Source organism: Pseudomonas hunanensis, assembly GCF_013393325.1.
In the GTDB taxonomy this organism is placed as follows: Bacteria; Pseudomonadota; Gammaproteobacteria; order Pseudomonadales; family Pseudomonadaceae; genus Aquipseudomonas; species Aquipseudomonas putida_P.
Genome location: NZ_QJRC01000098.1, coordinates 364,627 through 388,938, shown reverse-complemented (window position 1 = coordinate 388,938; position 24,312 = coordinate 364,627). Strand labels below are relative to the sequence as shown.

The window sequence follows — 24,312 nt, the reverse complement described above, 5'->3', positions numbered from 1 at the left end:
CAGTGATCTGGTTTACCTGTACTGGTTCTGTAGCAGGCGAGCCGTATAATGGCGGGGTCGCCACTTAACTTTTGGCTTTAACGGATTGGATATGACTGAACAGCAACCTGTTGCAGTTCTGGGAGGCGGCAGCTTCGGCACCGCCGTGGCGAACCTGCTGGCGGAAAACGGTGTGCCAGTGCGCCAATGGATGCGCGACCCGGCGCAGGCCGAGGCCATGCGCGTCAATCGCGAGAATCCGCGCTACCTCAAGGGCATCCGCCTGCACGATGGCGTCGAACCGGTCAACGACCTGCTCGCTACCCTGCAGGCCAGCGAGTTGGTCTTCGTGGCCCTGCCATCGAGCGCGTTGCGCAGCGTGCTGGCACCGCATGCCGAGTTGCTGCGCGGCAAGGGCCTGGTCAGCCTGACCAAAGGCATCGAAGCGCAAAGCTTCAAACTGATGAGCCAGATACTTGAAGAAATCGCCCCCCAGGCGCGTATTGGCGTGTTGTCGGGGCCCAACCTGGCGCGCGAGATCGCCGAACACGCACTGACTGCCACAGTGGTGGCCAGTGAAGACGAAAAGCTGTGCCAGCAGGTGCAGGCCGTGCTGCACGGGCGTACCTTCCGCGTCTACGCCAGTGCCGACCGTTTTGGCGTCGAACTGGGCGGGGCGCTGAAGAACGTCTACGCGATCATTGCCGGCATGGCCGTGGCCTTGGGGATGGGCGAGAACACCAAGAGCATGCTGATTACCCGGGCCTTGGCTGAAATGACGCGCTTTGCTGTCAGCCAAGGTGCCAACCCCATGACCTTCCTCGGCCTGGCCGGTGTCGGTGACCTGATCGTCACCTGCTCCTCGCCCAAGAGCCGCAACTATCAGGTTGGCTACGCGCTGGGCGAGGGGCACAGCCTGGAAGAGGCGGTCAACCGCCTGGGCGAAGTGGCCGAAGGGGTCAACACGCTCAAGGTGCTCAAGGCCAAGGCTCAGGAAGTGCAGGTGTACATGCCGCTGGTGGCTGGCCTGCATGCCATTCTGTTCGAAGGGCGCACCTTGAACCAAGTGATCGAGCACCTGATGCGTGCCGAGCCCAAAACCGATGTCGACTTCATTTCCATCAGCGGTTTCAACTGAGCCCTTGGTGGCTCTGACACAAGCAAGGAGCAACACATGAACGATACGCCCGAACGCGCCCAGCGCGAGTCGATCATCCTGCGGGTCCTGTGGATGCTGGTGTTCCTGGTGGTCTGGCAACTGGCCGAACTGCTGCTGGGTGGCCTGGTGCTGGTCCAGCTGATCTACCGTCTGGTGTACGGCGCGCCCAGTGCCAGCCTGATGAACTTCGGCGATAGCTTGAGCCAGTACCTGGCGCAAATCGGCCGTTTTGGCAGCTTCCACAGCGACCAGAAGCCCTGGCCGTTCGCGGACTGGCCGGCCCCGCGTGCGCCGGAAGGTGAAGCCGCCCATGCCGTGGCCCCGGCCCCACACCCGGTGCGTGACGAGGAACCCAAGCTGTGAAACTGTGGGTGCTGCGCCACGGGGAAGCGGAGCCACGGGCCAATACCGATGCCGAGCGCCGGCTGACCGCCCATGGCCGCGAGCAGGTGCTGCACAGCGCCGCTCGCCTGCTGGGGCAACCGTTGCAGGCCATCATCGCCAGCCCTTACGTGCGCGCACAGCAGACGGCGGTGCTGGTGCATGACACCCTGGGCTTCGCCGAGCCGGTGCGCACCGTGCCTTGGCTGACGCCCGAGAGTGATGTGCAGCAGGTCATCGGCGAGCTCGAACGCCTGGGGCTTGAGCATGTACTGCTGGTCAGCCACCAGCCGTTGGTGGGCACCTTGGTCGGAGTGCTGGAGCATGGTCACAAGCAGCAGCCGGCAGCCATGAGCACTGCCAGCCTGGCGGAGCTGGAAGGGGATTGGCCACTGGCAGGGCTCATGACGCTTCGGGTGATCAGCTCACCGGGTTGAGCTTGGTGTTGCACGGTGGCCCTGGCCATCAAGAAGGCAACTGGTATTTTTGCCAGTTGCCGCGCTTTATGGCCTCTTGCTAGCGTTGCTCAAAGTCAATCAGGCAGGGAGCAGCGAATGAGCGGTGTGATGCGGGAGCTATTGAGCTCCCTGGACCTGCAACCCACCATAGACCAGGTTGATCAGGGTACTTCGCTGGATTTCGCGCAATACAGCCTGCTGCGCGAATCGGCCGACGCCAAGCTTTACCACCTGATGCACACGGTAAACGGCAACCTCGAACTGGAACCTGCTGTCAGGCAGCAAAGCGAGCTGGACCTGCGCGCCCTGCAGGACGCCTGCATACGTGTCTCCCACCTGTTGCAAACCAGTTGCCTGGCCTTGCGCCGGCTGCAACTGGACTATCACGACCAGCGCCTGGCCCGCGAAGCGCTGGAGAGCCAACTGGCCTACATGCAAGCCTGCCTGCGCCGTTCGCTGAGCAGCTTCGACCGCTCGGCATGACCTGATAGCCCTCGCCGATGACCTTTACGGACATTGCCGAACCGCACCGGGATGCCGACAATAGGCCATCACTCCCGTGCGGACCTGGCGCCATGTCGCAGCAGATCTTCTTCGCCCATGCCAATGGTTTCCCCTCGGCCACCTACGGCAAGCTGTTCGCAGCGCTGGCGCCGGACTATCAGGTGCAGCACCTGGCCCAGCACGCGCATGATCCGCGTTTTCCGGTGGACGAAAACTGGCAAAGCCTGGTCGATGAGCTGTTGCATCACCTGGCGCAACAGGATCAGCCCATCTGGGGCGTCGGCCATTCGCTGGGTGGGGTGCTGCACCTGCACGCCGCCTTGCGCTGCCCCGAGTACTACCGTGGGGTGGTGATGCTCGATTCCCCCGTGCTCACCCGTGCCGACCAGTGGCTGCTGCGCACGGCCAAGCGCTTGGGCTTCATCGACCGAATCACCCCCGCCGGGCGCACCTTGGGGCGCCGCGAAACCTTCAAGGACCGTGACAGCGCCCGGGACTATTTCGCCGGCAAGTCACTGTTCCGCCATTTTGATCCCGACTGCCTCGACGCTTATGTAGAGCACGGCCTGCAGGCCGTGGAGCAGGGCCTGCAGTTGCGCTTCGACCCGGCTACGGAAATCAGCATCTACCGCAGCATCCCTCATACCAGCCCGGCCCCCGCACGGCAGTTGCAGGTGCCGCTGGCCATGGTGCGTGGCGACCGTAGCAATGTCATTCGCCGCCACCATACCCTGGCAGTGCGCGGCATGCTCAAAGGTGAATACCACAGCGTACCGGGTGGGCACATGTTCCCGCTGGAGCGCCCGGCCGACACCGCCAGCCTGATCAAGGGGCTGTTCGACCGCTGGAGCCAGGCATGAGCGCGCAGGTCGAGGAAATCCGCCTGAGCCTGGGCCATATCGAACTGGCTGCGCACTTGTTCGGCCCTGAAGACGGGCTGCCAGTGATTGCCTTGCATGGCTGGTTGGACAACGCCAATAGCTTCGCCCGCCTGGCGCCGCGACTGAAAGGGCTGCGCATCGTCGCCCTGGACCTGGCCGGGCACGGTTACTCGGAGCACCGCCCGCTTGGCGCCGGTTACGCCCTGGCCGACTATGCCCATGATGTGCTGCGCGTTGCCGAGCAGTTGGGTTGGCAGCGTTTCGCCCTGCTGGGCCATTCGCTTGGCGCAATCATTTCGGTACAACTGGCCGGTGCCTTGCCCGACCGGGTCAGCCACCTGGCGTTGATCGACGGTGTCATCCCCCCGACCGGCGCCGAGCAGGATGCAGGCGAGCGCTTGGGGATGGCACTGCAGGCCCAGTTGCGGCTGGATGGCAAGCGCAAGTCGGTGTACGCGACACTGGAGGATGGTGTGCATGCCCGGATGAAAGGCATGGTCGCGGTCAGCCGTGAGGCGGCCGAGCTGCTGGCCCAGCGTGGCCTTATGCCGGTGCCCGGTGGCTACAGCTGGCGTAGCGACAGCCGCCTGACACTGCCATCACCGGTGCGCCTGAGTGAAGCACAGGCCATGGCCCATGTGCGTCGGGTGAGCTGCCCGGCGCAGTTGCTGGTGGCTGCCGACGGCATGCTGGCGCGCCACACGGCGCTACTGGAGCAGCTACCCTTTGAGCAGGTGACGCTGCCCGGCGGCCATCACCTGCACCTGAACGATGAGCAGGGCGCGGCCCTTGTCGCAGACTGTATCAATCGCTTCTTTGGCTTTGCTTGACTTGCACCGGACAAGTGTCGAGGCTTGGCGGGTTGAACAGGGAGACAACCATGCAACTGCCAGACATCCTGGAGCTTCTTTCCGGCGCTAAGCGCCGCCTGGTTCGCCAATGAGCGCGCCTGTTGCCATCCGTAACGCCATCACCGCCTGCCTGGCGTTCGCCAGCCCCCTATTGTGGGCCGGCGGCTTGCCGGTACCGCAGGACGCCAAGGTTGTCGACCAGCGTCCGGCCGTGGAGCAGGAGCGCGTCTACCCGATGGGCCCGCTACGCAAGATCAGTGGTCGCCTGCGGGTCGACGACAAGGTCGAGAGCCGTGGCCAAGTCAGCTCGGTGACCTACGAGTTGCCCGTCGAGCGTACTGCCCGCGAAGCCTTCACCAGTGCCCGCGAAGAACTGCAGCGCGACGGTGGCTACCCATTGTTCTGGTGCCAGGGGCGCGATTGCGGTGAGGCTAGCCTGTGGGCCAACGACGTGTTCGCCAATGCCCGCCTCAACGGTGGCGACGAGCAGCAGGCGTTCATCCTGCTACGCCGCTCCGCGGACGAGGCCGACACCCTGGTTGCGCTGTACAGCGTTACCCGTGGCAACCGCCGTGCCTACCTGCATGTGGAAGAGTTCGTCGCCGGCAGCCCGCTGGGCGAGCTGCTGCCCACCGCCGCCACGGTGCTGCGCGAAATGCGCGACACCGGCAAGCTCGACTACCCTGACCTTGCTGCGCCGCAAGACACCTGGGTGAACCTGCTGGCCCGCAGCCTGAACCTCGACAGCACCTTGCGCGCCAGCCTCAGCGGCGCCCAGGCCGAAGCCTGGCGCGAGGCGCTGATCAAGGCCGGGGTGCGCAATGGCCGTCTTGAAGTCGGCAGTGCGCCTACAGACGGCCTGCACCTTGAACTGATCCGTTGAACGAGCGCCACCATGGTTAACAATGATCGCCTGCTGGTCCAGATTCTGCTGCTGGCGTTGCTGGGTGCCGGCCTTTGGGTGATGGCGCCCTTCATTTCGGCGTTGCTGTGGGGGGCCATCCTGGCCTTTGCCAGTTGGCCGTTGATGCGCCTGCTGACGCGCTTGCTGGGCGGACGTGAGACGCTGGCGGCCAGCCTGCTGACCACGGCCTGGATCCTGATCGTGGCACTGCCGTTGGTGTGGCTAGGGTTCAACCTGGCCGATCATATTCGCGATGCCACGGCGTTTGTACGTGACGTGCAGGTCGACGGCTTGCCCGAAGCGCCGGCCTGGCTGGGAGGCATTCCGTTCGTCGGTGAGCGCCTGGTCAACTGGTGGCAATCGCTCGACCAACAGGGCGCGGCCTTGCTCGCTTCGGCCAAGCCATACTTCGGGCAGGTGGGCAACTGGTTGCTGGCGCGCAGCGCACAGATCGGCAGCGGTGTGCTGGAACTGACCCTGAGCCTGGTGTTCGTGTTCTTCTTCTACCGCGACGGGCCACGCCTGGCGGCCTTCGTATTGCGCTTGCTGCACCGGCTGATGGGCGAGCGTGCCGAGTATTACCTGCAACTGGTTGCCGGCACCGTGCAGCGGGTGGTCAACGGGGTGATCGGCACGGCGGCCGCACAGGGCCTGCTGGCGCTCATCGGCTTCCTGATCGCCGGGGTGCCCGGGGCGATCGTGCTGGGCCTGGTGACCTTCATGCTCAGCCTGATCCCCATGGGCCCGCCACTGGCCTGGATCCCGGCCACCGGTTGGCTGGTGTGGAAGGGCGAGTACGGCATGGCAGTGTTCCTGGGTATCTGGGGTACCTTCGTCATCAGCGGCGTGGACAACGTGCTCAAGCCCTACCTGATCAGCCGTGGCGGCAACCTGCCGCTGGTGATCGTGTTGCTGGGCGTGTTCGGTGGCTTGCTTGCCTTTGGCTTCATTGGCTTGTTCATCGGGCCGACCTTGCTGGCGGTCGGTTACAGCCTGCTGCTGGACTGGAGCCGTAACGCCGCACAGCAGCCACCCCAGCAGTAAGCTTGTACCGGCCCCTTCGTGGATAACCCCGCGAAGAGGCCGGTACAGGTAGCCCAAAGAAGCTGATCTTTACGCATTCTTTATACCCACCCTTACCCCTCGATCTCGCCCCTTTACACCCCTCCCACGGACAATTTCCCCAAAGCGGCCCAAGCCGCATACGGGGAGAACGACACATGAACATGCTCGACGGGCTGTCACTGCTGCTGGCGGTGGCATTGGCGTTTTACCTGCTGGTGGCGCTGCTGCGCGCCGATCGCAGCTAGGGAGCGGCCATGCACAGTTACGATTTCGCCTTGCTCCTGGCATTCTTCGCCATCGTGCTGCTACCGGCACCTTGGCTCGGGCGGTTCTACTTCAAGGTCATGGAAGGCCAGCGTACCTGGCTTTCGCCGCTGCTGGGCCCGGTCGAACAGGTCTATTATCGGCTGGCGGGTGTGAACGCCAGCCAGGAGCAGAACTGGCGGCAGTACACCCTGGCCCTGCTGGTGTTCAACCTGGCCGGCTTCCTGCTGTTGTTCGCCATGCTGCTGTTGCAGGGCTACCTGCCATTGAACCCGCAGCACCTGCCTGGCCAGGAATGGTCGCTGGCGTTCAACACCGCAGTCAGCTTCGTCACCAACACCAACTGGCAAGCCTACAGCGGTGAGGCGTCGGTCAGCTACTTGAGCCAGATGCTTGGCCTGACCGTGCAGAACTTCGTCAGTGCCGCCACCGGCCTAGCCGTGCTGGTTGCCTTGTGTCGTGGTATTGCCCGGCGCAGCGCAACGACGCTGGGCAATTTCTGGGTCGACATGACCCGCGCTACCCTGTACGGCTTGCTGCCGCTGTGCCTGTTGTTGGCGCTGTTGCTGGTATGGCAGGGTGTGCCACAGACCTTTGCCGATTACGCCCACGCGCTGACCTTGCAAGGTGCTGACCAGACCATTCCGTTGGGCCCTGCCGCCAGCCAGATCGCCATCAAGCAACTGGGCACCAATGGTGGCGGCTTCTTCGGTGTCAACTCGGCGCACCCCTTCGAGAACCCCACGGCCTGGAGCAACCTGTTCGAAGTGGCGTCGATCATCCTCATTCCGGTGGCCTTGGTGTTCACCTTCGGCCATTACGTGAAGGACCTGCGCCAAAGCCGTGCCATCCTCGCCTGCATGCTGGCGCTGTTTCTGATCGGCGGCGGCACGGCGCTGTGGTCCGAGCACCAACCCAACCCGGCGCTGGAAAGCGCCCAGGTGCAGCAGGCAGCACCCATGGAGGGTAAGGAAAGCCGCTTCGGCACCACCGGTTCGGTGTTGTGGACGGTAACCACCACCGCTGCCTCCAACGGCTCGGTCAACGCCATGCATGACAGCCTCAACCCGCTGACCGGAATGGTGGCCATGGTCAACATGATGGTTGGCGAGGTGATTTTCGGCGGTGTTGGCGCCGGGTTGTACGGCATGCTGCTGTTTGTGCTGATTGCAGTGTTTCTGGCCGGGCTGATGATTGGCCGTACCCCGGAGTACCTGGGCAAGAAGCTGCAGGCCCGTGAGGTGCAGTTGCTGGTGGCAACCCTGCTGGTGATGCCGGTCGGCGTGCTGGTGCTCGGCGCCATCGCCGCCAGCCTGCCTGGCCCTGCGGAGGCGGTCAGCAACCCAGGCGCGCATGGCTTCAGCCAGCTGCTGTATGCCTACACCTCGGGCACCGCCAACAACGGCTCGGCCTTCGCCGGCTTTGCTGCCAACACGGTGTACCACAACCTGATGATCGGCCTGGCCATGCTCATCGGCCGCTTTGGCTACATCCTGCCAATCCTGGCTTTGGCCGGCAGCCTGGCGGCGAAAAAAAGCGCGCCGCAGGGGCAGAACAGCTTCCCCACCCACGGCCCGCTGTTCACCGGCCTGCTGCTGGTGACCATCCTGCTGGTCGGTGGCCTGACCTTCCTGCCGACCCTGGCCCTTGGGCCAATCGCCGAACACCTGAGCCTGGGTTTTTGAGGACCGATCATGAACATGCCCATTCCTGAAGTGAACACCCGGCACAGTGCCAAGGACCAGACCCGCTTCGCCGCGCTATGGCGCCCGGCGCTGGTGCAGGCATTCGTCAAGCTCGACCCGCGCCAGCTAAAACGTTCGCCGGTGATGCTGGTGGTGGCCCTGACTGCGGTGCTGACCACCGTGCTGTGCTTCGCCCCCGGTGGTGGCGTGAGTACTGGCGTTGCCGTGCAGATCGCCCTGTGGTTGTGGTTTACCGTGCTGTTCGCCAACTTCGCCGAAGCCCTCGCCGAAGGCCGGGGCAAGGCCCGCGCTGACAGCCTCAAGGCTGGCAGCCAAGGCCTGACCGCTCAGCGACGCCAGCGTGATGGCAGCTTTGAGACGGTCGCTGCCAGCGCGCTGCGCAAGGACGACGTGGTACGTGTGGTAGCCGGCGAGATGATCCCCGGTGACGGCGAAGTGCTTGAAGGCATCGCGGCCGTGAACGAGGCCGCCATTACCGGCGAGTCCGCGCCCGTGATCCGCGAATCCGGCGGCGACCGCTCGGCGGTGACCGGCAATACGCGGCTGGTCTCCGACTGGCTGCTGATTCGCATCACCAGCAACCCGGGCGAGTCGACCCTGGACCGCATGATCGCCCTGGTCGAAGGCGCCAAGCGGCAGAAGACCCCGAACGAAATCGCCCTCGACATCCTGCTGATCGGCCTGACCCTGATCTTCCTGATCGTGGTGGTGACCTTGCAGCCGTTCGCTCACTTCGTGGGTGGCAGCCTGCCGCTGATCTTCCTGGCCGCGCTGCTGGTGACGCTGATCCCCACCACCATCGGCGGCCTGCTATCGGCCATCGGCATCGCCGGCATGGACCGGCTGGTGCGGCTGAACGTCATCGCCCGCTCGGGCCGCGCGGTCGAGGCGGCCGGTGACGTGCACACGCTGATGCTCGACAAGACCGGCACCATCACCTTCGGCAACCGCCGCTGCAGCGCATTGCATGCTGCACCGGGCATTACCGCCCGCGAGCTGGGGGAGGGCGCTTTGCTGGCCTCGCTGGCCGACGACACTGCCGAAGGCAAGTCGATTGTCGAATACCTGCGCCAGTTGCATGACTTTGTCGAACCGCCTGCCGGGCAGTTCGAAGCCGTGGCCTTCAGTGCCGAGACCCGCCTGTCGGGCATCGACTTCCAGCAGCATCGCTACCGCAAGGGCGCCGTCGATGCGGTGCTGGCATTCGTTGGCATGCAACGCCTGGAAATGCCCCCGGCGTTGGCCCGCGAAGTGGAGCGCATCGCCCAAAGCGGCGGTACGCCATTGCTGGTGTGCATCGATAAACGCCTGCTGGGTGTCATTCACCTCAAGGACGTGGTCAAGCCTGGTATCCGCGAGCGCTTCGCCGAGCTGCGCAAGCTGGGCATTCGCACGGTGATGGTGACCGGCGACAACCCGCTGACCGCCGCAGCCATCGCCGCCGAAGCGGGGGTGGATGATGTGTTGGCCGAGGCCACGCCCGAGAAGAAGCTGGCGCGCATTCGCCAGGAGCAGAATGACGGCCGCCTGGTGGCCATGTGCGGTGACGGCGCCAACGACGCCCCGGCACTGGCCCAGGCTGATGTCGGCATGGCCATGAACGATGGCACCCAGGCCGCGCGTGAGGCGGCGAACATGGTCGACCTGGACAGCGACCCGACCAAGCTGCTGGACGTGGTGCAGGTTGGCAAGGAGTTGCTGGTCACCCGTGGTGCGTTGACCACGTTCTCCATTGCCAACGACGTGGCCAAGTACTTCGCCATCCTACCGGCGCTGTTCGCTGCCATTTACCCACAGCTGGGCGTGCTCAACCTGATGCACCTGGCCAGCCCGCAGAGCGCGATCTTGTCGGCCATCGTGTTCAACGCACTGATCATCATCGTGCTGATTCCACTGGCGCTGCGAGGTGTGCGGGTGCAGGCCGCCAGTGCGGCGCACCTGCTGCGGCGCAACCTGCTGGTCTACGGGCTGGGCGGCATCGTGGTGCCGTTTGCCGGCATCAAGCTGATCGACCTGCTGCTCAATGCACTGAACCTGGTCTGAGGAGGCCGCCATGAATGCTTATGTTCGCCCGGCGTTGAGCTTGGCTTTGTTGATGACGTTGCTGACTGGCGTGCTGTATCCGCTGGCGGTGACGGGTGTTGCCCAGGTCGCCTTCCCGAACCAGGCCAACGGTAGCCTGGTGCGCGATGAGCATGGCCAGGTGCGGGGGTCGGCACTGATCGCCCAGGATTTCCAGGGCGATGGCTGGTTCCATTCGCGGCCTTCGGCAGGTGCTTACGCTACCGTCGCCAGCAGCGCCAGCAACTTGTCGCCAAGCAACCCGGCGCTGGCTGAGCGGGTGAAGGGCGATGCGGCTACGTTGTTCCAGGCACAGCAGGTGCCCGTGCCGCAGGCGCTGCTCACCACCTCGGGCAGCGGCCTTGATCCGCACCTGCCGCCGGAGGCTGTGGCCTACCAGATCCCGCGTGTGGCGGCGGCACGGCAGCTGCCGGTGGAGCGCTTGCAAGCCTTGCAGGAAGAGGCCACCCTCCACCCATTGATCGGCCCGCCGGTGGTCAATGTGCTGGCGTTGAACCAGAAGATCGAGCAACTGAGCCACTGATAATTGGGCCGCTTTGCGGCCCGGTTTTGGTCGACTGTGGCAAATCCTGAAGGATGAAACATGAGTGATTCCGCCCGCGCAGACGCGCTGTTGGCTAACCTTGCGCGAACCGGCCGGGGCCGGCTGAAGGTGTTCCTTGGCGCCGCCCCCGGTGTCGGCAAGACGTTCGCCATGCTCCAGGCCGCACACGCCCAGCAGCGTCAGGGCGTGCAAGTGCTGGCTGGCGTTGTCGAAACCCACGGCCGCGCCGAAACCGAAGCGCTGCTTGCCGGCCTTCAGCAACAGCCCTTGCTGCGCAGCCAGTACCGTGGCGTCACCCTTGAGGAAATGGACCTCGACGGCCTGCTCCAAGCCTCACCGGCCTTGGCCCTGGTCGACGAACTGGCCCACACCAACGCCCCCGGCAGCCGCCACGCCAAGCGCTGGCAGGACGTGCAGGAGTTGCTGGCCGCCGGTATCGACGTGTACACCACGGTCAACGTCCAGCACCTGGAAAGCCTCAACGACAAGGTGCGCGACATTACGGGCGTGCAAGTGCGCGAAACGCTGCCGGACTGGGTGCTGCAGGAAGCCTTCGAGTTGGTGCTGATCGACCTGCCCCCGCGCGAGCTGCTCGAACGCCTGCGCGAAGGCAAGGTGTATGTGCCCGAGCAAGCGCGTGCGGCCATCGACGCGTACTTCTCGCAAACCAACCTCACCGCCCTGCGCGAACTGGCCATGCAGACCGCCGCTGCTCAGGTCGACGCTGACCTGGCCCACGGCTATCGCCAGCGCGGCCAGGAAGCCCCGGCCTTGCGCGGGCGGTTGCTGGTAGGCGTGGACGGCGATGACCAGGCCGAACGCCTGGTGCGTCATGCCAGCCGTGTGGCTCAGCGCCGCCACCTGCCCTGGAGCCTGGTGCATGTGGACAACGGCCGCCTGCGTGACGAAACCGCGCGGCATCGTTTGCAGGCCGCGCAGCAACTGGCCGAACGTCTGGGTGGGGAGGTGGTGCTGCTGCGTGCAGGCGAAGTGGCGCGCACGTTGATCCAGCATGCTGCCGAGCGGCGGGCCAGTCTGGTGCTGGTCGGGCAGTCCCGCGACCGCCTGCGTCGGCGGCTGTTCGGGGCCGGTGTGGCGGCGCGGCTGCTGCGTGAAAGCCATGGCCTGGAAATCAACGTGCTGGACCGCGACGTGCAGCCGCCAGCGCCGCGTTCGGCGGTGCGGCGGGTATGGGTGTGGCGCCATTACCTGCTGGCGCTGCTGGCCACCGTGATGGCGGCGGGCCTGGCCTGGGCAGTGTCGAGCGTACTGGCGCTGCCCAACATTTCACTGGTGTTCCTGGCGGCAGTGTTGCTGGTGGCGGTGCGCAGCAGCCTGGGGCCTGCGTTGGCCTGCGCCGCGCTGTCGTTCCTGACTTACGATTTTCTGTTCATCCCGCCCAACTTCTCGTTCAGCATCCAGCGCGAAGAAGATGTGCTGACCCTGGTGTTCTTCCTGCTGATGGCCGCACTCACCGGCAACCTGGCCGCGCGCCAGCGCCGCCAGTTGCAGGCACTGCGCGAGACCCAGGCGCAGACCAGCCAGTTGCTCGACCTGTCGCGTCGGCTGACGGTGGCCACCGATCGCCAAGCCGTGTTCAATGCCGCCGGCCAACACCTGGACGGCTGGCAGGACATGCAGGTGTGCCTACTTGAGCGCAATGCCGAAGGCCAGCTGGAAGTGGCCAGCGGCGAAGCCCACGCCGTCAGTGACACCGAACGGGCTGCCGCCGATTGGGCCTGGCAGCACGGCCAGGCCGCTGGCCATGGCAGCGACACCTTGCCCAATGGCCGCTGGTGGTGGTGGCCGCTGGCGGTGGACGAACAACCTCTGGCGCTGCTGGGCGTGCGCCCGCGCAACGGGCAGCCGCTCAGCGACCCACGCCGGCGCCTGCTCACCGCCCTTGGCCAGCCACTGGCCCAGGCCCTGGCCCGCGCTCGCCTGGCCGAACAACTGGAAGCCGCGCGCCTGCACGGCGAAACCGAGCAACTGCGCAGCGCCTTGCTGGCCTCGGTATCCCATGACTTGCGTACACCGTTGACGGCCATGCGTGGCAGCATCGACAGCCTGCTGGCGTTGGGCGAGGCGATCCCGGCTGAAGACCGCCGCGAGCTGTTGGAAGGCACCCGTAACGAGGCCGAACGCCTTGACCGCTACATCCAGAACCTACTGGACATGACCCGCCTGGGCCACGGTGGCCTCAAGCTGGCCCGCGACTGGGTAGCCCCGGCGGACATCGTCGGTAGCGCGCTTAACCGCCTGCGCGTGGTGCTGGCACCGCTGCGGGTGCACACCGACGTACCGGCCGAGCTGCCGTTGCTGTTCGTACATGCGGCGCTGATCGAACAGGCGCTGGTCAACGTGCTGGAAAACGCCGCACGCTTCTCCCCGACCCAGGGTCGCCTTGAGCTGCAGGTGGCCGTGCAGGATGACCAGTTGCGCTTTACCGTCCGCGATCAGGGCCCCGGCATTCCCGTCGCCGACCGCGAGAAGATCTTCGACATGTTCTACACCGCTGCTCGGGGCGACCGAGGCGGGCAGGGCACCGGGCTGGGCCTGGCGATCTGTCAGGGCATGATCGGCGCGCATGGCGGGCAGATTCTGGTGGGCGAAGGCATCGATGGCCAGGGCACCGGCATCACTCTATGCTTGCCGCTACCTCCTCAACCTGAAGCCGAAAGCGAAACCCCATGAGCCAGTCCGCCACGCTGTTGGTCATCGACGATGAACCGCAGATCCGCAAGTTCCTGCGCATCAGCCTGGCTTCGCAAGGCTACAAAGTGCTCGAAGCTGCTACCGGCGAGGAAGGGCTGGCCCAGGCAGCTTTGGGCAAGCCGGACCTGGTGGTGCTCGACCTTGGGCTGCCGGACATGGACGGCCAGCAGGTGCTGCGTGAGCTGCGCGAGTGGAGCGCGGTGCCGGTGATGGTGTTGTCGGTGCGTGCCAGTGAAGTGCAAAAGGTGGATGCGCTGGACGGCGGCGCCAATGACTATGTGACCAAGCCGTTCGGCATCCAGGAGTTTCTCGCGCGGGTACGGGCCTTGCTGCGCCAGGTGCCACAGGCCGGCGGCTCGGAGGTGGCGGCGAGCTTTGGGCCGCTGACCGTGGACTTCGCCTTTCGCCGGGTGACTATTGACGGTGTGGAAGTGGCGTTGACGCGCAAGGAGTATGCCTTGCTGGCGCTGTTGGCCGGGCACCCTGGGCGGGTGATCACCCAGCAGCAACTGCTCAAGGATATCTGGGGGCCGACGCATGTGGAGGACACTCATTACTTGCGGATCGTCGTAGGGCATTTACGGCAGAAGCTGGGGGATGACCCCACGGCGCCAAGGTTTATCATCACCGAAGCGGGAGTGGGGTACAGGTTGGTGGCGCCGACCGCATAAACCGAAATTATGCGGACAGTGCCAATTCAGGGCGCTGTTCTCGACTCCAGGGCCAAGGAGCGTCGGCTTCCTAACGAGTTGTAGGATATTTCGCTTTAGCACGAGGCAACCCCTGGCAGGCGCTACGCGAACAACTCGTTCACCGCACGCGACGCTTCATCAATAGCCGCATGCGCATAGGCCTCCCAGGCCGCATCAGAGTTGGCTATGGCCACATTGCCGACCTTCTGGCGGGCGAGGTTCATCAGCTTTTCACTCTCTTCTTCGTCATCGAACAGGCTGTTGGCGAAGTACGAGTAACCGTGTGGCCAACGGTTGATGGTAATGGCCTGAACATCCTTGTGATAGTCAAAGCCGGCCGGCCCTAGCATGGCCTGTAGCTGGTCTCGCACCATGGCCTCCATCTGCTCGAAGTTCATGGCGTACAACTTGCTGCGGCCGACGCGGGCCTGGCTGCGAGCATCCATGCCCGCGTTGGGCGTGGTCGGTACGTAGACCATGTGCAGGCCTATGGGCTGGTCGGGGTCGCGTGGATGGCTGTAGCCGCCGATGTCCACCGGATAATCCAGCTTGACGCGGCTGTAGGGCTGGTTCGGTGCGTAGATTTCGTGCACACCCAATTTCATAAAGCTGTGCCAATTGCGAATCACCACTTTGGTGTACACCAGCGGGAACTTCACGTTCTGCGCCAAGGCGTGGGCCTGCTCGGCGGTGAGGTCGCGCAGCAGGTAGGGGATCATCATGTTGTAGCAGGCCAGTATGCAGTGCTTGCCGTGTACACGGTGCAGCTGGCCGGCCCGGCTGTAGCCGATGTCGACGCCACCGTTGCGGTTGCCGACGCTGACCGCGGTGCTGTTCAGGCGCAGGCGTACCGGGCTTTGTGCCACGTCCAGCCTGGCGTAATCGAAGGGCGCCAGGACAATGTCGTTCATGTCGTTGCCGGGTGCTACAGCGGGGATCAGGCTACGCACCAGTAGCCGTGCCAGCGAGGCGTTGCCGTCGGGGAAGTGATAGATGTAGGGCTCTTCCATTTCTGCTTTCAGCGCTTCGCTGACCGGCGCAAGGCCCATGGCGGCAAAGCCGGGGAAGCCCACGCCATAGGCGTCGGCGGCGGCCACGGCATCGATGCTCAGCGCGGAAAAGTCGTTGGTGCGGCTGAGGAAGTAGCGCGCTGCCGCTTCGCTCAGGCCGACGTCTTTGCGCAGGAAGTCCTGATAGCTGGTCTTGGCCAGATAGGCCTCTTTCTGTTCCAGGGTTTTGCCCGCCAGGTAGTCTCTGGGTGCTTCGTGCAGATCGATCAATGCCTGGCGGTCGGCCTCGGGCAGTGGGAAGTCGCCAATGAACGCACGCCAGCTGCGCGCGTTGAGTTTGTCCGGGGCAATGTCGTCGGCGACCATGGGCGTCGGATCGCCACTGACCAGCTTCGCTTCGCCGAAGCCGGCCTTGTCGAAGAATACGCCACGAGACAAGCCGAGGCTGGGGTAAAAGTTGCGGTCGAAGGCGGTCTGGAAGCGGTCCACGTCCACGTTCAGTCGTTTGAGCAGGCCGTTCACCGTAGCGCTGTAAAGGTGCTTGGGCGACTGGAAGGCTTCGCTGCCGCCGTAGCCAAGGATCATCTGGCTTCCCGCCTGGAATTCGTTGCGCTTGGCATGGCCGCCGAAGTCGTCGTGGTTCTCGATGATCAGCACGCGCGCGGTTGGGTGCTGCTGCCGATAGAACCAGGCTGCGGACAAGCCGCTGATGCCCGCGCCGACCACCACCAGATCGTACTGCTCCTCAATCTTCAGGCTGCTGGTGTCGAATACTTTCTTTTCCCAGCCCATCTGGTGCGCAACTTCGAATGCACCGGGGTGGCTGCCGCGCAGCCCGGTGAGGGCGGGCGGGTAGTAGCGGCTGGAAGGCGCGGCCTGGAGTATTTGCAATGGGGTGAGCCCGGCACCGATGGTGAGGGCTACGCCATTGAGGAAGTCGCGTCGAGTGATGGTCATGTCAGTGTCCTTACTGGGTAACCTTTGGTTTGCTCGAAGCGTAGTTGGGTATGGCTCAGGACCTTGGGGATTCTGTTTCAAAGCATTGGCGCATGACGTCCAGGTAACGCCTGGCGCCCAGGCCCAACGGCCGCGACTTTATCCAGATGATGTCCACCCACAAGCGCAGGCGGCTGGCCATGTTGTCAAAGCGTACCTCGGCCAGTGCGCCCGAAGCGATCAGCGGTTCAACCAGTGGCTGCGGCAGGTAGGCCCAGCCCAGCCCTGATTGCACCAGGTCCAGCGTGGCCAGGTAGCTGTCGGTCAGCCAGATGCGCCGCGACAGCACCATGCGCGGGTCTGACCCGGTGGCCTTGCCCGAGGCCACGATGATCTGCCGTTGTTCGGCGAAGGCCTCTTCAGGCAGAGGCGTACCGCTGTTTTGCCCGGCAGGATGGCGCGGTGAGGCGACGGCCACCAGCAATTGGCTGCCGGCTTCGAGGAATGACTCGCGCTCGTCGATGCCGGGCCGTTCGAACACCAGCGCCAACTGCACACTGCCGTCATGCAGCAGGCGAATGGCTTCGGTCTGGGTGGCGGAGCGCACTTCGATTTCCAGGCTGGGGAATTCCTGGGCGAGGACTTCCAGCGGCTGGCTCCAGCGGCCGGTCTGCAACTCGGGCGCCATGGCGATGGTCAGGCGTTTTTCCAGGCCCTTGTGCAATTGCAGGGCTTGGGCGTCGAGCAGGTTGAGTTGGCAGATCACCTGCCTGGCTTGGGGTTCCAGCGCCAGGGCGGCACTGGTGGGTAAGGCTTTGCGTGTGGCGCGGTCGAACAACGGCAGGTCCAGCTCCGCTTCCAGCTGGGCGATCGCCATGCTCACGGCCGAAGGTACACGGCCCAGTTTGCGGGCGGCGGCGGAGAACGAGCCGGCATCCAGCACCGCGAGGAATATTGCCAGGGAGTCGCTGCTAAAGGCCATTGTCAGTAAACCTGATGATGATCATCTTTTATTGCTAGAAATTATGAACATTAATGCACATTCAGGACAGTCCCCTCATGGAGAAGCGCGTGCACAGACCAACCGCTTGGCATGTCACTCACTGGAGTACAGACCCGTTCAGCCTCGGTGCCTACAGTGCGCTGTTGCCTGGGGGGACGCCGCAGCATCGGAGTGCCTTGGGCCAAGTGCTGAACGAGCGCTTGGTCATTGCCGGAGAAGCCTGTAACGCCACTGCGCCGGCGATGACACATGGCGCTTGGGATGATGGGCTGCGTGCCGCCGAGGCAGCCTTGAGGGCCGGCGCGCGCAAGGTGATCGTGATTGGTGCGGGCTGTGCAGGCCTGGCCGCCGCGCAACGCTTGCGGGCGTGGAGTATCGATTGCACGGTGCTGGAGGCACGTGGGCGAACAGGTGGGCGCACGCACACGGTCGAGTTGGGCGGCGTGAAAGCGGATGAAGGTGCGGCATGGCTTCAGCATTTCGCCGAGAATCCATTGGCCGCCGTTGCGCAGCAACATGGGTTGGCTTGTGTCGAGACCGACTTCAGTTTCCCGCTTGCAGCAGCAAGCGGTGGAGAGTTGCCGGATGTCGACGCGGCCTGGGACGCCTTGACCCAGCAGCTTGACCGGCGACTGCCTTTGTCTGAGGCGATCAATCGCTACATGGCCACACTCGACCCTGTGCACGCGCGCGCCGCTCAGTTCGCCATCGACGCCAACCTTGTACTGGAAGCATGTTTGCCCGTGGAGCAACTGTCGGTCAGTGCCCTGGACGAGGAGGGTGTCGGGCATGGCGATTGGATGCTGCCAGGTGGTTACAGCGAGCTTGTCGACTTGCTGGCGAAGGATCTGGATATCCGTCTGAACACGCCGGTCACGCAGATAGACTGGTCGAGCGCGCGCGTCAAGGTGAACGATGAGGTATGCGATTTCTGCATTTGCACAGTCCCTGTAGGGGTATTGAAAGCGTTGCATTTCATTCCCGCGCTACCTGTAACTCAGCGACAAGCGCTGGCTCATCTGGGGATGGGCATGCTGGAAAAGGTGATTTTGCAGTTCGAAGAGCGCTGGTGGCCATGCTCACCCTCCGGCTACCTGCGCTGGTACGACGTACCTGCCAGCTGGGGCGAATGGCTTGACCTGACCGATGCCGTGGGCAAGCCTGCCATTGCCGGGCTGATTGCCGCCGATGCGATCGAGCGGCAGTTCAGTGGGCGTACTGATGAGCAGATTGCCATTGCAGCAACTGAGGCGTTGCAGGCGTGGGCCGCGGCGATTCGGTCCACGCCTTGATACTTACAGCCCTTCGCCCAGCACCCTGTCGATGCAGTCGACAAAGTAGTCCACACTCGCTCGGCTGGTGCACATCGGTGGCTTGATCTTGAGAATGTTCAGGTAGTCGCCGGTCGGTTGCATGAAGATGCCAAGGTCACGCAGCCGATTGCACAGCGTCATGGTTTCTTCGGTGGCCGGTTCCAGGGTTGCGCGGTCGCGCACCAGCTCCAGTCCCAGGTAAAAACCCGAGCCATGTGCCGCGCCGGCCAGCGGGTACTTGTCGACCAGGGCCTGCAGACGGGCCTTGAAGTAGCGCCCGGTGTCGCGGGCGTTGTCCCACAGGCCTTCCTCCTGCATCACGTCCAGTACCGCCATGCCGATGCGGCAGCTGACCGGGCTGCCACCGGCCGAGGAGAAGAAGTAACCCTCGGCCTCCAGCGCCTCGGCGATTTCACGGCGGGTGATGACCACGCCCAGCGGCTGGCCGTTGCCCATGCCCTTGGCCATGGTAATGATGTCGGGCACCACGCCTTGTTCTTCGAACCCCCAGAAGTACTCGCCCAGGCGGCCATAGCCCACCTGCACTTCGTCGGCGATGCACACGCCACCTCGGGCGCGGACCTTGGCATAGGCGTCGCGCAGGTAGCCTGCGGGCAACGAGATGCCGCCGGCATTGCCGTACACCGGTTCGCAGATGATACCCGCCAACTGGCGGCCTCGGGCGTCCAGGGCAGCCAGCTTGGCGTCGACGTCCTGCAGGTAGTCGGCGGCGCTGTCGGCACCGCGGAAACGCCCCCGGAACGTGTTCGGCGCCTCGACCGGGTGTACCCAGTCCGGGCGGGTTTCCAGGGCTTGCGGGTTGTCGGCGATGGAGGTGGAAATGGCATCGGTGGCCACCGACCAGCCGTGGTAGGCCTCCAGTACGCTGAGCAGGTCACGCCCGCCGCTGTAGGCCCAGGCCAGGCGAATCGCCAGGTCGTTGGCTTCGGTGCCGCTGTTGACCATGAAGACCCTGTCGAAACCGTCGGGGGCCAGGTCCAGCAGGCGTTCGGAGAATTCGGTGATCGCCGCGTAGTGGAAGCGTGAGTTGGTGTTCAGCAGCGACCACTGCCGCGCCGACTCGGCGGCCATGCGCGGATGGCCGTGGCCCAGTACCGCGACATTGTTGAGCATGTCCAGGTACGAGCGGCCCTGCATGTCGATCAAGTAGTTGCGCCAGCCGCGCTCGATGTGTGGAGGTTGCGCGTAGTAGTGCTTCTGCGAGCGGGCGAAGCTGGCATCGCGGCGGGCCAATAGTGCTTGTGGGTCGGGCAGCGGATCGGCATCGCAATCGAAGCCTAGCAGCGCGGCTGGCGACGGGCACAGGGCCAGCCAGGCAGCAGCTTGGGACGGTGTGGCGAAGAACGACGGCTGGACGCCGTTGTCCAGGCACAATTGCACGCTGAGGAAGCCACAACTGCGGCCCAGGGACTGGCCTTTTTCTACGGCCTGGCCGTCTGCCGGAGCGTCCTCCAGGCCCTGCAGCCACAAAGCCCAGTGCGTGGTGCGCAGGCAGCCACGGCCGTCGCCATGGCGCTGCCAGATGCCGGTTTCCGGCGCCTGCACCTGGGAGCCGTTGGCCACGTGCAGCTCAACGCCGAGGGCGCAGGTGGCGGGCTCTTCAGGGCGATCAATATGGGTTTGCGAAAGGCGATATTGCCCGTGCAGGCTGCAGGCCGGAGCGGCCTGCAACGTCAGCAGGTGCTGGTCGAAACCGGGTTGCTCCCAGTTTCCGGCCTCGCAATATGTGCTGAGCACCCCCAGGTCTACCCGTGTTACAGCCTGCCCGGCCAGTTCGGGGAGCAAGGGGGCGCAACCGCTCAAGTCCGGCGCCTTGGGTTGCAGGCCCGCAGCCTGCAGGATAGCGGCTTCCATCAGCGCGAAAGGCACAGCGGTGGCGGTGTCGAAGATTTCCCATTCATGGGCGACGTTGTCGCGGGTGTATTGGTTGCCCGGGTCCACGGCAAGTTGTTGCGCGCTGCTCAGCACCAGCACTGCGGCGCGATTGAGCACCAGTGGCCAGAGGGCACGTACTTCGGCTTCGGTCAGTGGGTTGAGCGCCTGGTAGGCACTGATTGCCGGCAGGATCCGCAGCGGGTCGCCTTCGGCGTGGTGCAGCAGCGCCGCGCAAGTCACCGACAGGTCGGCGATGCGCCAGGTGTGCAGCAGGTCGCCGAAGTCGATCACCCCTTGCAACTGCCACTGGCGTTCGCCATCGCGGGCCCACACGGTGTTGTCGTCGGTGATGTCCAGGTGCACGGCCTGGCTTGGCAGTTGATTGACCAGGGGCGCCAGATGCTCGGCTGCCAGCTGGGTAGCCTGTTCGATGCGGGCGCGTTGCTCGGTATTCTGCAGCACGGGCAACAGGTGCTGGATCAGCGCCTGGGCATGGTGCGGGTCCCATTGCAGTGTGCGTGCAAGGCCGGGGTGGTCGAAGTCGACCAAGGCCTTGTCCAGCTTCGCGCAAAGCCCGCCCAGTTCAGCCATCAGACGTGGCGCCATGTGCTTGAGGCGGGTCAGCGGCTGACCTTCGATGTACTCGAGCAGGCGTATGCGCAGTGGTTGCCCGTCCAAGTCCAGTGTCAGCAACCCCTGGTCATCGAGGGCTGGGCGTACGGCCGGCACCGGCAAGCCCTGATTGCGCAGGAAGGCCAGGGCGGCGTGCTGCGCCTCCAGCTCCAGTTGCGCGTAGCTGCCATGGCAAGCCTTGAGTACAAAGCCGCCTTGTGGCGTGGTCACGCGGAAATTCAGGTCTTGCTGGCTGCCTAGCGCGGTCAGGTTGCCGGCAATGCCATAGTGCTTCTGTAGCACGGCGTGTGCCTGGGTTTCGCTGAGCGAAGGGCTGGGCAGGCCAGAACGCTGGATCAGCGTGGCCAGGGCAGGGGAGGCGGGCGGGTGCTGTGGGCTGGACATTAGGCTCTACCGTTGCTGCTGGGGGTTGACGGTGGAGAATTTATGCCCGATTCGGCTGACGATGGAAGACGATTGTTTTCAGAATTTCTGACAATTGGGGCTCAGCCAGTGACGCGCCTTAAGTCCGGCCCCGCCAACACGTCAGCTATTCAGGCGTTTGCGTGTTTCCTCATCGATTACTCGCCTCAGCGAGGCCAGGAACGGTATGGCATCGGTATAGCGTCGGCCATACTCAAGATTGAACGCATAGTCGAAACCGGGCGGGTTATCGCCTTGGGTGTGTTGCAGCAGGGTCTCGATTTTGTCCAAGGCCTTGACCACTTTGGCCTCTGGCGTACTGGCCGCTTCGTACTCATCGAACAAGCCAACGATGCTGTCCTGCATCGAGGGTTCCAGCATTGAGGTCATGGCAACCAGGTCCTGCCGCTCATTCGTCCCTTTGTCTGGAACCGCATGCGCTTGCGGCGCAGGTACATCACCACTCAGCGCTTCCCCAAGGTCATGGACCAGGCATAGCTTGAGCACCTTGCAGATATCGACATCACCCAGTTCTTGTTCGAACACCAGCGCCAGCAACGCCAGCCGCCAACTGTGCTCGGCGGTGCTTTCACGCCGGCCTGTCGAGGTGTGGGCGCTGCGTGTCACGCTCTTGAGCTTTTCGGCTTGGCGCAGGAAGTCGAGTTTTCCATCAAGATTGTGGTTTGGCACGGCGGGTGACCTCTTGCTGATACAGAGGTGAATCTTCGGCTCACCGCAGGCCTGCGTCCACGCATTAAATATGCGCGAGGGTTTCGACCAGCCTGGCAGTTGAGCCATCCGACAGGGTGAACCGGGTCCAACGGCACAGGCTGTGCTGGATGGGCACCAGCGAAGAACCGTTCGTGCCGGTGGTGAACTCCAGCGCCGGCGAGGCCTGGTTGTCGTGCCAGCCGATGCCTGCCAAGCGCTGTTCCTGGCTGGCGATTTCCTCTGTCGCGAATGGCCACAGCGAGACACCCAGCAAATCACTGATGGGCACACTGAACTCAGCTTCGCGGGAAGGCGAGCAGGCCAGCAGGCGGTGGGTAAGGTCGCACACCAAGTGCACCGGTTGCGAGCTGCCCGACACAAGGCGCGCCAACGCGTGATCCGCGGCGCTGCTGAGCTTGGCTTTGAGCAAGGCTTCGATACGCGCCCGTTGCTCGGGCTCGGCGTCCTGCGCGCCTGACTCCCAGCGAGAAATGGTCGACTGGCACACCCCGAACATCTGCGCGGCGTGCAGCTGTTTGACCCGGTTCAACAGGCGCCAGTGCTTTAGCAGGGGGCCGATGGGGGTGCTGCGAAGTGAAGGTGAGGTATTCATTGCTACGAAGCCTCAACCTCCAGGAACGCCGCTTCCAGCAGCTGCCGCGTATACGGATGTTGCGGCGCATGGAATATCGCCTGCGCATCACCTTGTTCAACAACATGCCCATGTTTGATCACCATCAACTGGTGGCTCAGCGCCTTCACCACCGCCAGGTCATGGCTGATGAACAGGTACGTCAGGTTGTACTTCTGCTGCAGATTGCGTAGTAGCTCCACCACCTGCCGCTGCACCGTGCGGTCCAGCGCGGAGGTAGGCTCATCCAGCAGAATCAGCGCCGGCTTCAACACCAGCGCCCGGGCAATGGCAATACGCTGGCGCTGCCCACCGGAAAACTCATGCGGGTAGCGATGCCGAGTCCTTGGGTCTAGCCCCACTTCCTCCAGCGCCGCAATAATCGCCGTTTCCTGTTCCTGCGCGTTGCCAATACCGTGAATGCGCAGCCCTTCACCGACAATGTCCGCCACGCACATGCGCGGGCTAAGGCTGCCGAATGGGTCCTGGAACACCACCTGCATCTCACGCCGCAGCGGGCGCACGGCTTTCTGGTTCAGCCCTTCGAGGTTCTGCCCATGGAAGCGAATGCCGCCCTGGCTGGAAATCAGCCGCAAGATCGCCAGGCCCAACGTGGACTTGCCCGACCCGGACTCGCCGACAATGCCCAGTGTCTGCCCCTGCGGCAAGCTGAAGTTGACCCCGTCCACCGCCTTCACATGGTCGACCGTACGCCGCAAAAAGCCCTTTTTGATCGGGAACCATACCTTGAGGTCATCCACCTCCAGCAGCGGCGCCCCGACCGGGTTGTGCGCTGGCAGCCCGCTGGGCTCGGCATTGATCAGCATCTGCGTGTAGTGGTGCTGCGGGGCGCTGAACAGTGTGGCGCATTCAGCCTGTTCCACGATCTGCCCGCGCTGCATCACGCACACGCGGTGGGCGATGCGGCGTACCAGGTTCAGGTCATGGCTGATCAGTAGCAGAGCCATGCCCAGGCGTGCCTGCAGTTCCTTGAGCAGGTCGAGAATCTTCAACTGCACGGTCACATCCAGCGCCGTGGTCGGTTCGTCGGCAATCAGCAGCTCCGGCTCGTTGGCCAACGCCATGGCAATCATCACCCGCTGGCGCTGCCCGCCAGACAGTTCGTGGGGCAGGGCCTTGAGGCGCTTGCGCGGCTCGGGGATGCCGACCAGCTCCAGCAGCTCCAGGGTGCGGGCAGTCGCTTCCTTGCCGGTCAGGCCCTTGTGCAGCAGGAGGATTTCGTTGATCTGCTTCTCGATGCAATGCAGCGGGTTCAGCGAGGTCATCGGCTCTTGGAAGATCATCGCAATGCGGTTGCCGCGAATGCGCTGCAGGGTCTTCTCGTTTTGCTGCAGCAGGTCCTTGCCCTCGTAGCGGATGCTGCCGCTGGGGTGACGGGCCAGCGGGTAGGGCAGCAGGCGCAGGATCGAGTGCGCGGTGACCGATTTGCCCGAGCCACTCTCGCCCACCAGGGCCAGTGTCTCGCCCTTGCGGATGTCGAAGCTGATGCCGTCCACCACCCGGTTGACCTGGTCGCCGGTGACGAACTCCACCGCCAGATCGCGCACTTCGATCAGGTTCTGTTCACTCAT

21 protein-coding genes are annotated in these 24,312 nt (G+C 64.2%); 15 read left to right on the top strand and 6 right to left on the bottom strand.

The features are described from left to right. Positions 1–91: 91 nt before the first annotated feature. The 14 genes from DM807_RS23490 to DM807_RS23425 all read left to right on the top strand — a co-directional run bounded on the left by DM807_RS23490 (position 92) and on the right by DM807_RS23425 (position 14,164). Positions 92–1,117, top strand: a complete 1,026-nt coding sequence (locus DM807_RS23490) for an NAD(P)H-dependent glycerol-3-phosphate dehydrogenase (RefSeq protein ID WP_060493908.1) — start codon at positions 92–94, stop codon at positions 1,115–1,117. A gap of 36 nt (positions 1,118–1,153) precedes the next feature. Next, complete coding sequence (locus tag DM807_RS23485; RefSeq protein WP_060514473.1) at positions 1,154–1,501, top strand: DUF4389 domain-containing protein; 348 nt, start codon at positions 1,154–1,156, stop codon at positions 1,499–1,501. Further along, entirely contained in the window at positions 1,498–1,956 is a 459-nt protein-coding gene (sixA, locus tag DM807_RS23480; RefSeq protein WP_060514472.1) for a phosphohistidine phosphatase SixA, read from the top strand. The genes DM807_RS23485 and sixA overlap by 4 nt, the downstream gene beginning before the upstream one ends. Positions 1,957–2,085: 129 nt before the next feature. Then, the gene (locus DM807_RS23475; protein WP_041166758.1) at positions 2,086–2,460 is read left to right on the top strand and encodes a hypothetical protein; all 375 of its coding nucleotides are present in this window, start codon (positions 2,086–2,088) and stop codon (positions 2,458–2,460) included. Positions 2,461–2,552: 92 nt separating this feature from the next. Next, positions 2,553–3,341: an alpha/beta fold hydrolase gene (locus tag DM807_RS23470; RefSeq protein WP_060493905.1), complete on the top strand. Its 789-nt coding sequence runs from the start codon at positions 2,553–2,555 to the stop codon at positions 3,339–3,341. Beyond that, positions 3,338–4,192, top strand: a complete 855-nt coding sequence (locus DM807_RS23465) for an alpha/beta hydrolase (protein WP_012273331.1) — start codon at positions 3,338–3,340, stop codon at positions 4,190–4,192. The genes DM807_RS23470 and DM807_RS23465 overlap by 4 nt, the downstream gene beginning before the upstream one ends. 109 nt (positions 4,193–4,301) lie before the next feature. Next, a complete protein-coding gene (locus tag DM807_RS23460; RefSeq protein ID WP_012273330.1) occupies positions 4,302–5,096 on the top strand; it encodes a DUF4892 domain-containing protein in 795 nt (264 codons plus the stop codon). A gap of 12 nt (positions 5,097–5,108) precedes the next feature. Further along, entirely contained in the window at positions 5,109–6,161 is a 1,053-nt protein-coding gene (locus DM807_RS23455; protein ID WP_012273329.1) for an AI-2E family transporter, read from the top strand. A gap of 176 nt (positions 6,162–6,337) precedes the next feature. Continuing rightward, positions 6,338–6,427 carry a K(+)-transporting ATPase subunit F gene (kdpF, locus tag DM807_RS23450; RefSeq protein ID WP_003251485.1) on the top strand — a complete coding sequence of 30 codons (90 nt, stop codon included), beginning with the start codon at positions 6,338–6,340 and terminating at the stop codon, positions 6,425–6,427. A 9-nt stretch (positions 6,428–6,436) separates the two neighbouring features. Beyond that, the gene (kdpA, locus tag DM807_RS23445) at positions 6,437–8,131 is read left to right on the top strand and encodes a potassium-transporting ATPase subunit KdpA (protein WP_179027977.1); all 1,695 of its coding nucleotides are present in this window, start codon (positions 6,437–6,439) and stop codon (positions 8,129–8,131) included. Positions 8,132–8,140: 9 nt separating this feature from the next. Beyond that, positions 8,141–10,195: a potassium-transporting ATPase subunit KdpB gene (gene kdpB / locus DM807_RS23440; RefSeq protein WP_060493904.1), complete on the top strand. Its 2,055-nt coding sequence runs from the start codon at positions 8,141–8,143 to the stop codon at positions 10,193–10,195. Positions 10,196–10,205: 10 nt separating this feature from the next. Next, a complete protein-coding gene (gene kdpC / locus DM807_RS23435) occupies positions 10,206–10,757 on the top strand; it encodes a potassium-transporting ATPase subunit KdpC (protein WP_060514470.1) in 552 nt (183 codons plus the stop codon). A 60-nt stretch (positions 10,758–10,817) separates the two neighbouring features. Next, positions 10,818–13,472: a sensor histidine kinase gene (locus DM807_RS23430; protein WP_179027976.1), complete on the top strand. Its 2,655-nt coding sequence runs from the start codon at positions 10,818–10,820 to the stop codon at positions 13,470–13,472. Beyond that, a complete protein-coding gene (locus DM807_RS23425; protein WP_012273324.1) occupies positions 13,469–14,164 on the top strand; it encodes a response regulator in 696 nt (231 codons plus the stop codon). The genes DM807_RS23430 and DM807_RS23425 overlap by 4 nt, the downstream gene beginning before the upstream one ends. A gap of 122 nt (positions 14,165–14,286) precedes the next feature. Here the strand turns inward: DM807_RS23425 and DM807_RS23420 are convergent, their stop codons facing one another. Beyond that, entirely contained in the window at positions 14,287–16,152 is a 1,866-nt protein-coding gene (locus DM807_RS23420; RefSeq protein ID WP_179027975.1) for an FAD-dependent oxidoreductase, read from the bottom strand. A 55-nt stretch (positions 16,153–16,207) separates the two neighbouring features. After that, the gene (locus DM807_RS23415) at positions 16,208–17,113 is read right to left on the bottom strand and encodes a LysR family transcriptional regulator (RefSeq protein WP_012273322.1); all 906 of its coding nucleotides are present in this window, start codon (positions 17,111–17,113) and stop codon (positions 16,208–16,210) included. Between the two features lie 77 nt (positions 17,114–17,190). Here DM807_RS23415 and DM807_RS23410 point away from each other — a divergent pair, with 77 nt between their 5' ends. Then, positions 17,191–18,426, top strand: a complete 1,236-nt coding sequence (locus DM807_RS23410) for a flavin monoamine oxidase family protein (RefSeq protein ID WP_012273321.1) — start codon at positions 17,191–17,193, stop codon at positions 18,424–18,426. A 3-nt stretch (positions 18,427–18,429) separates the two neighbouring features. On the opposite strand, the gene DM807_RS23405 is transcribed toward DM807_RS23410, so the two are convergent. From DM807_RS23405 to DM807_RS23390, 4 genes are all read right to left on the bottom strand, one after another. Further along, positions 18,430–21,360 (bottom strand): aminotransferase, encoded by a 2,931-nt coding sequence (locus tag DM807_RS23405; RefSeq protein WP_179027974.1) that lies wholly within the window; start codon positions 21,358–21,360, stop codon positions 18,430–18,432. Between the two features lie 141 nt (positions 21,361–21,501). Then, positions 21,502–22,068: an HD domain-containing protein gene (locus tag DM807_RS23400; protein ID WP_012273319.1), complete on the bottom strand. Its 567-nt coding sequence runs from the start codon at positions 22,066–22,068 to the stop codon at positions 21,502–21,504. Positions 22,069–22,132: 64 nt separating this feature from the next. Further along, positions 22,133–22,702, bottom strand: coding sequence for a helix-turn-helix domain-containing protein (locus DM807_RS23395; protein ID WP_060514467.1), 570 nt, complete (start codon positions 22,700–22,702; stop codon positions 22,133–22,135). Positions 22,703–22,704: 2 nt separating this feature from the next. Then, the gene (locus DM807_RS23390) at positions 22,705–24,312 is read right to left on the bottom strand and encodes an ABC transporter ATP-binding protein (protein WP_012273317.1); all 1,608 of its coding nucleotides are present in this window, start codon (positions 24,310–24,312) and stop codon (positions 22,705–22,707) included.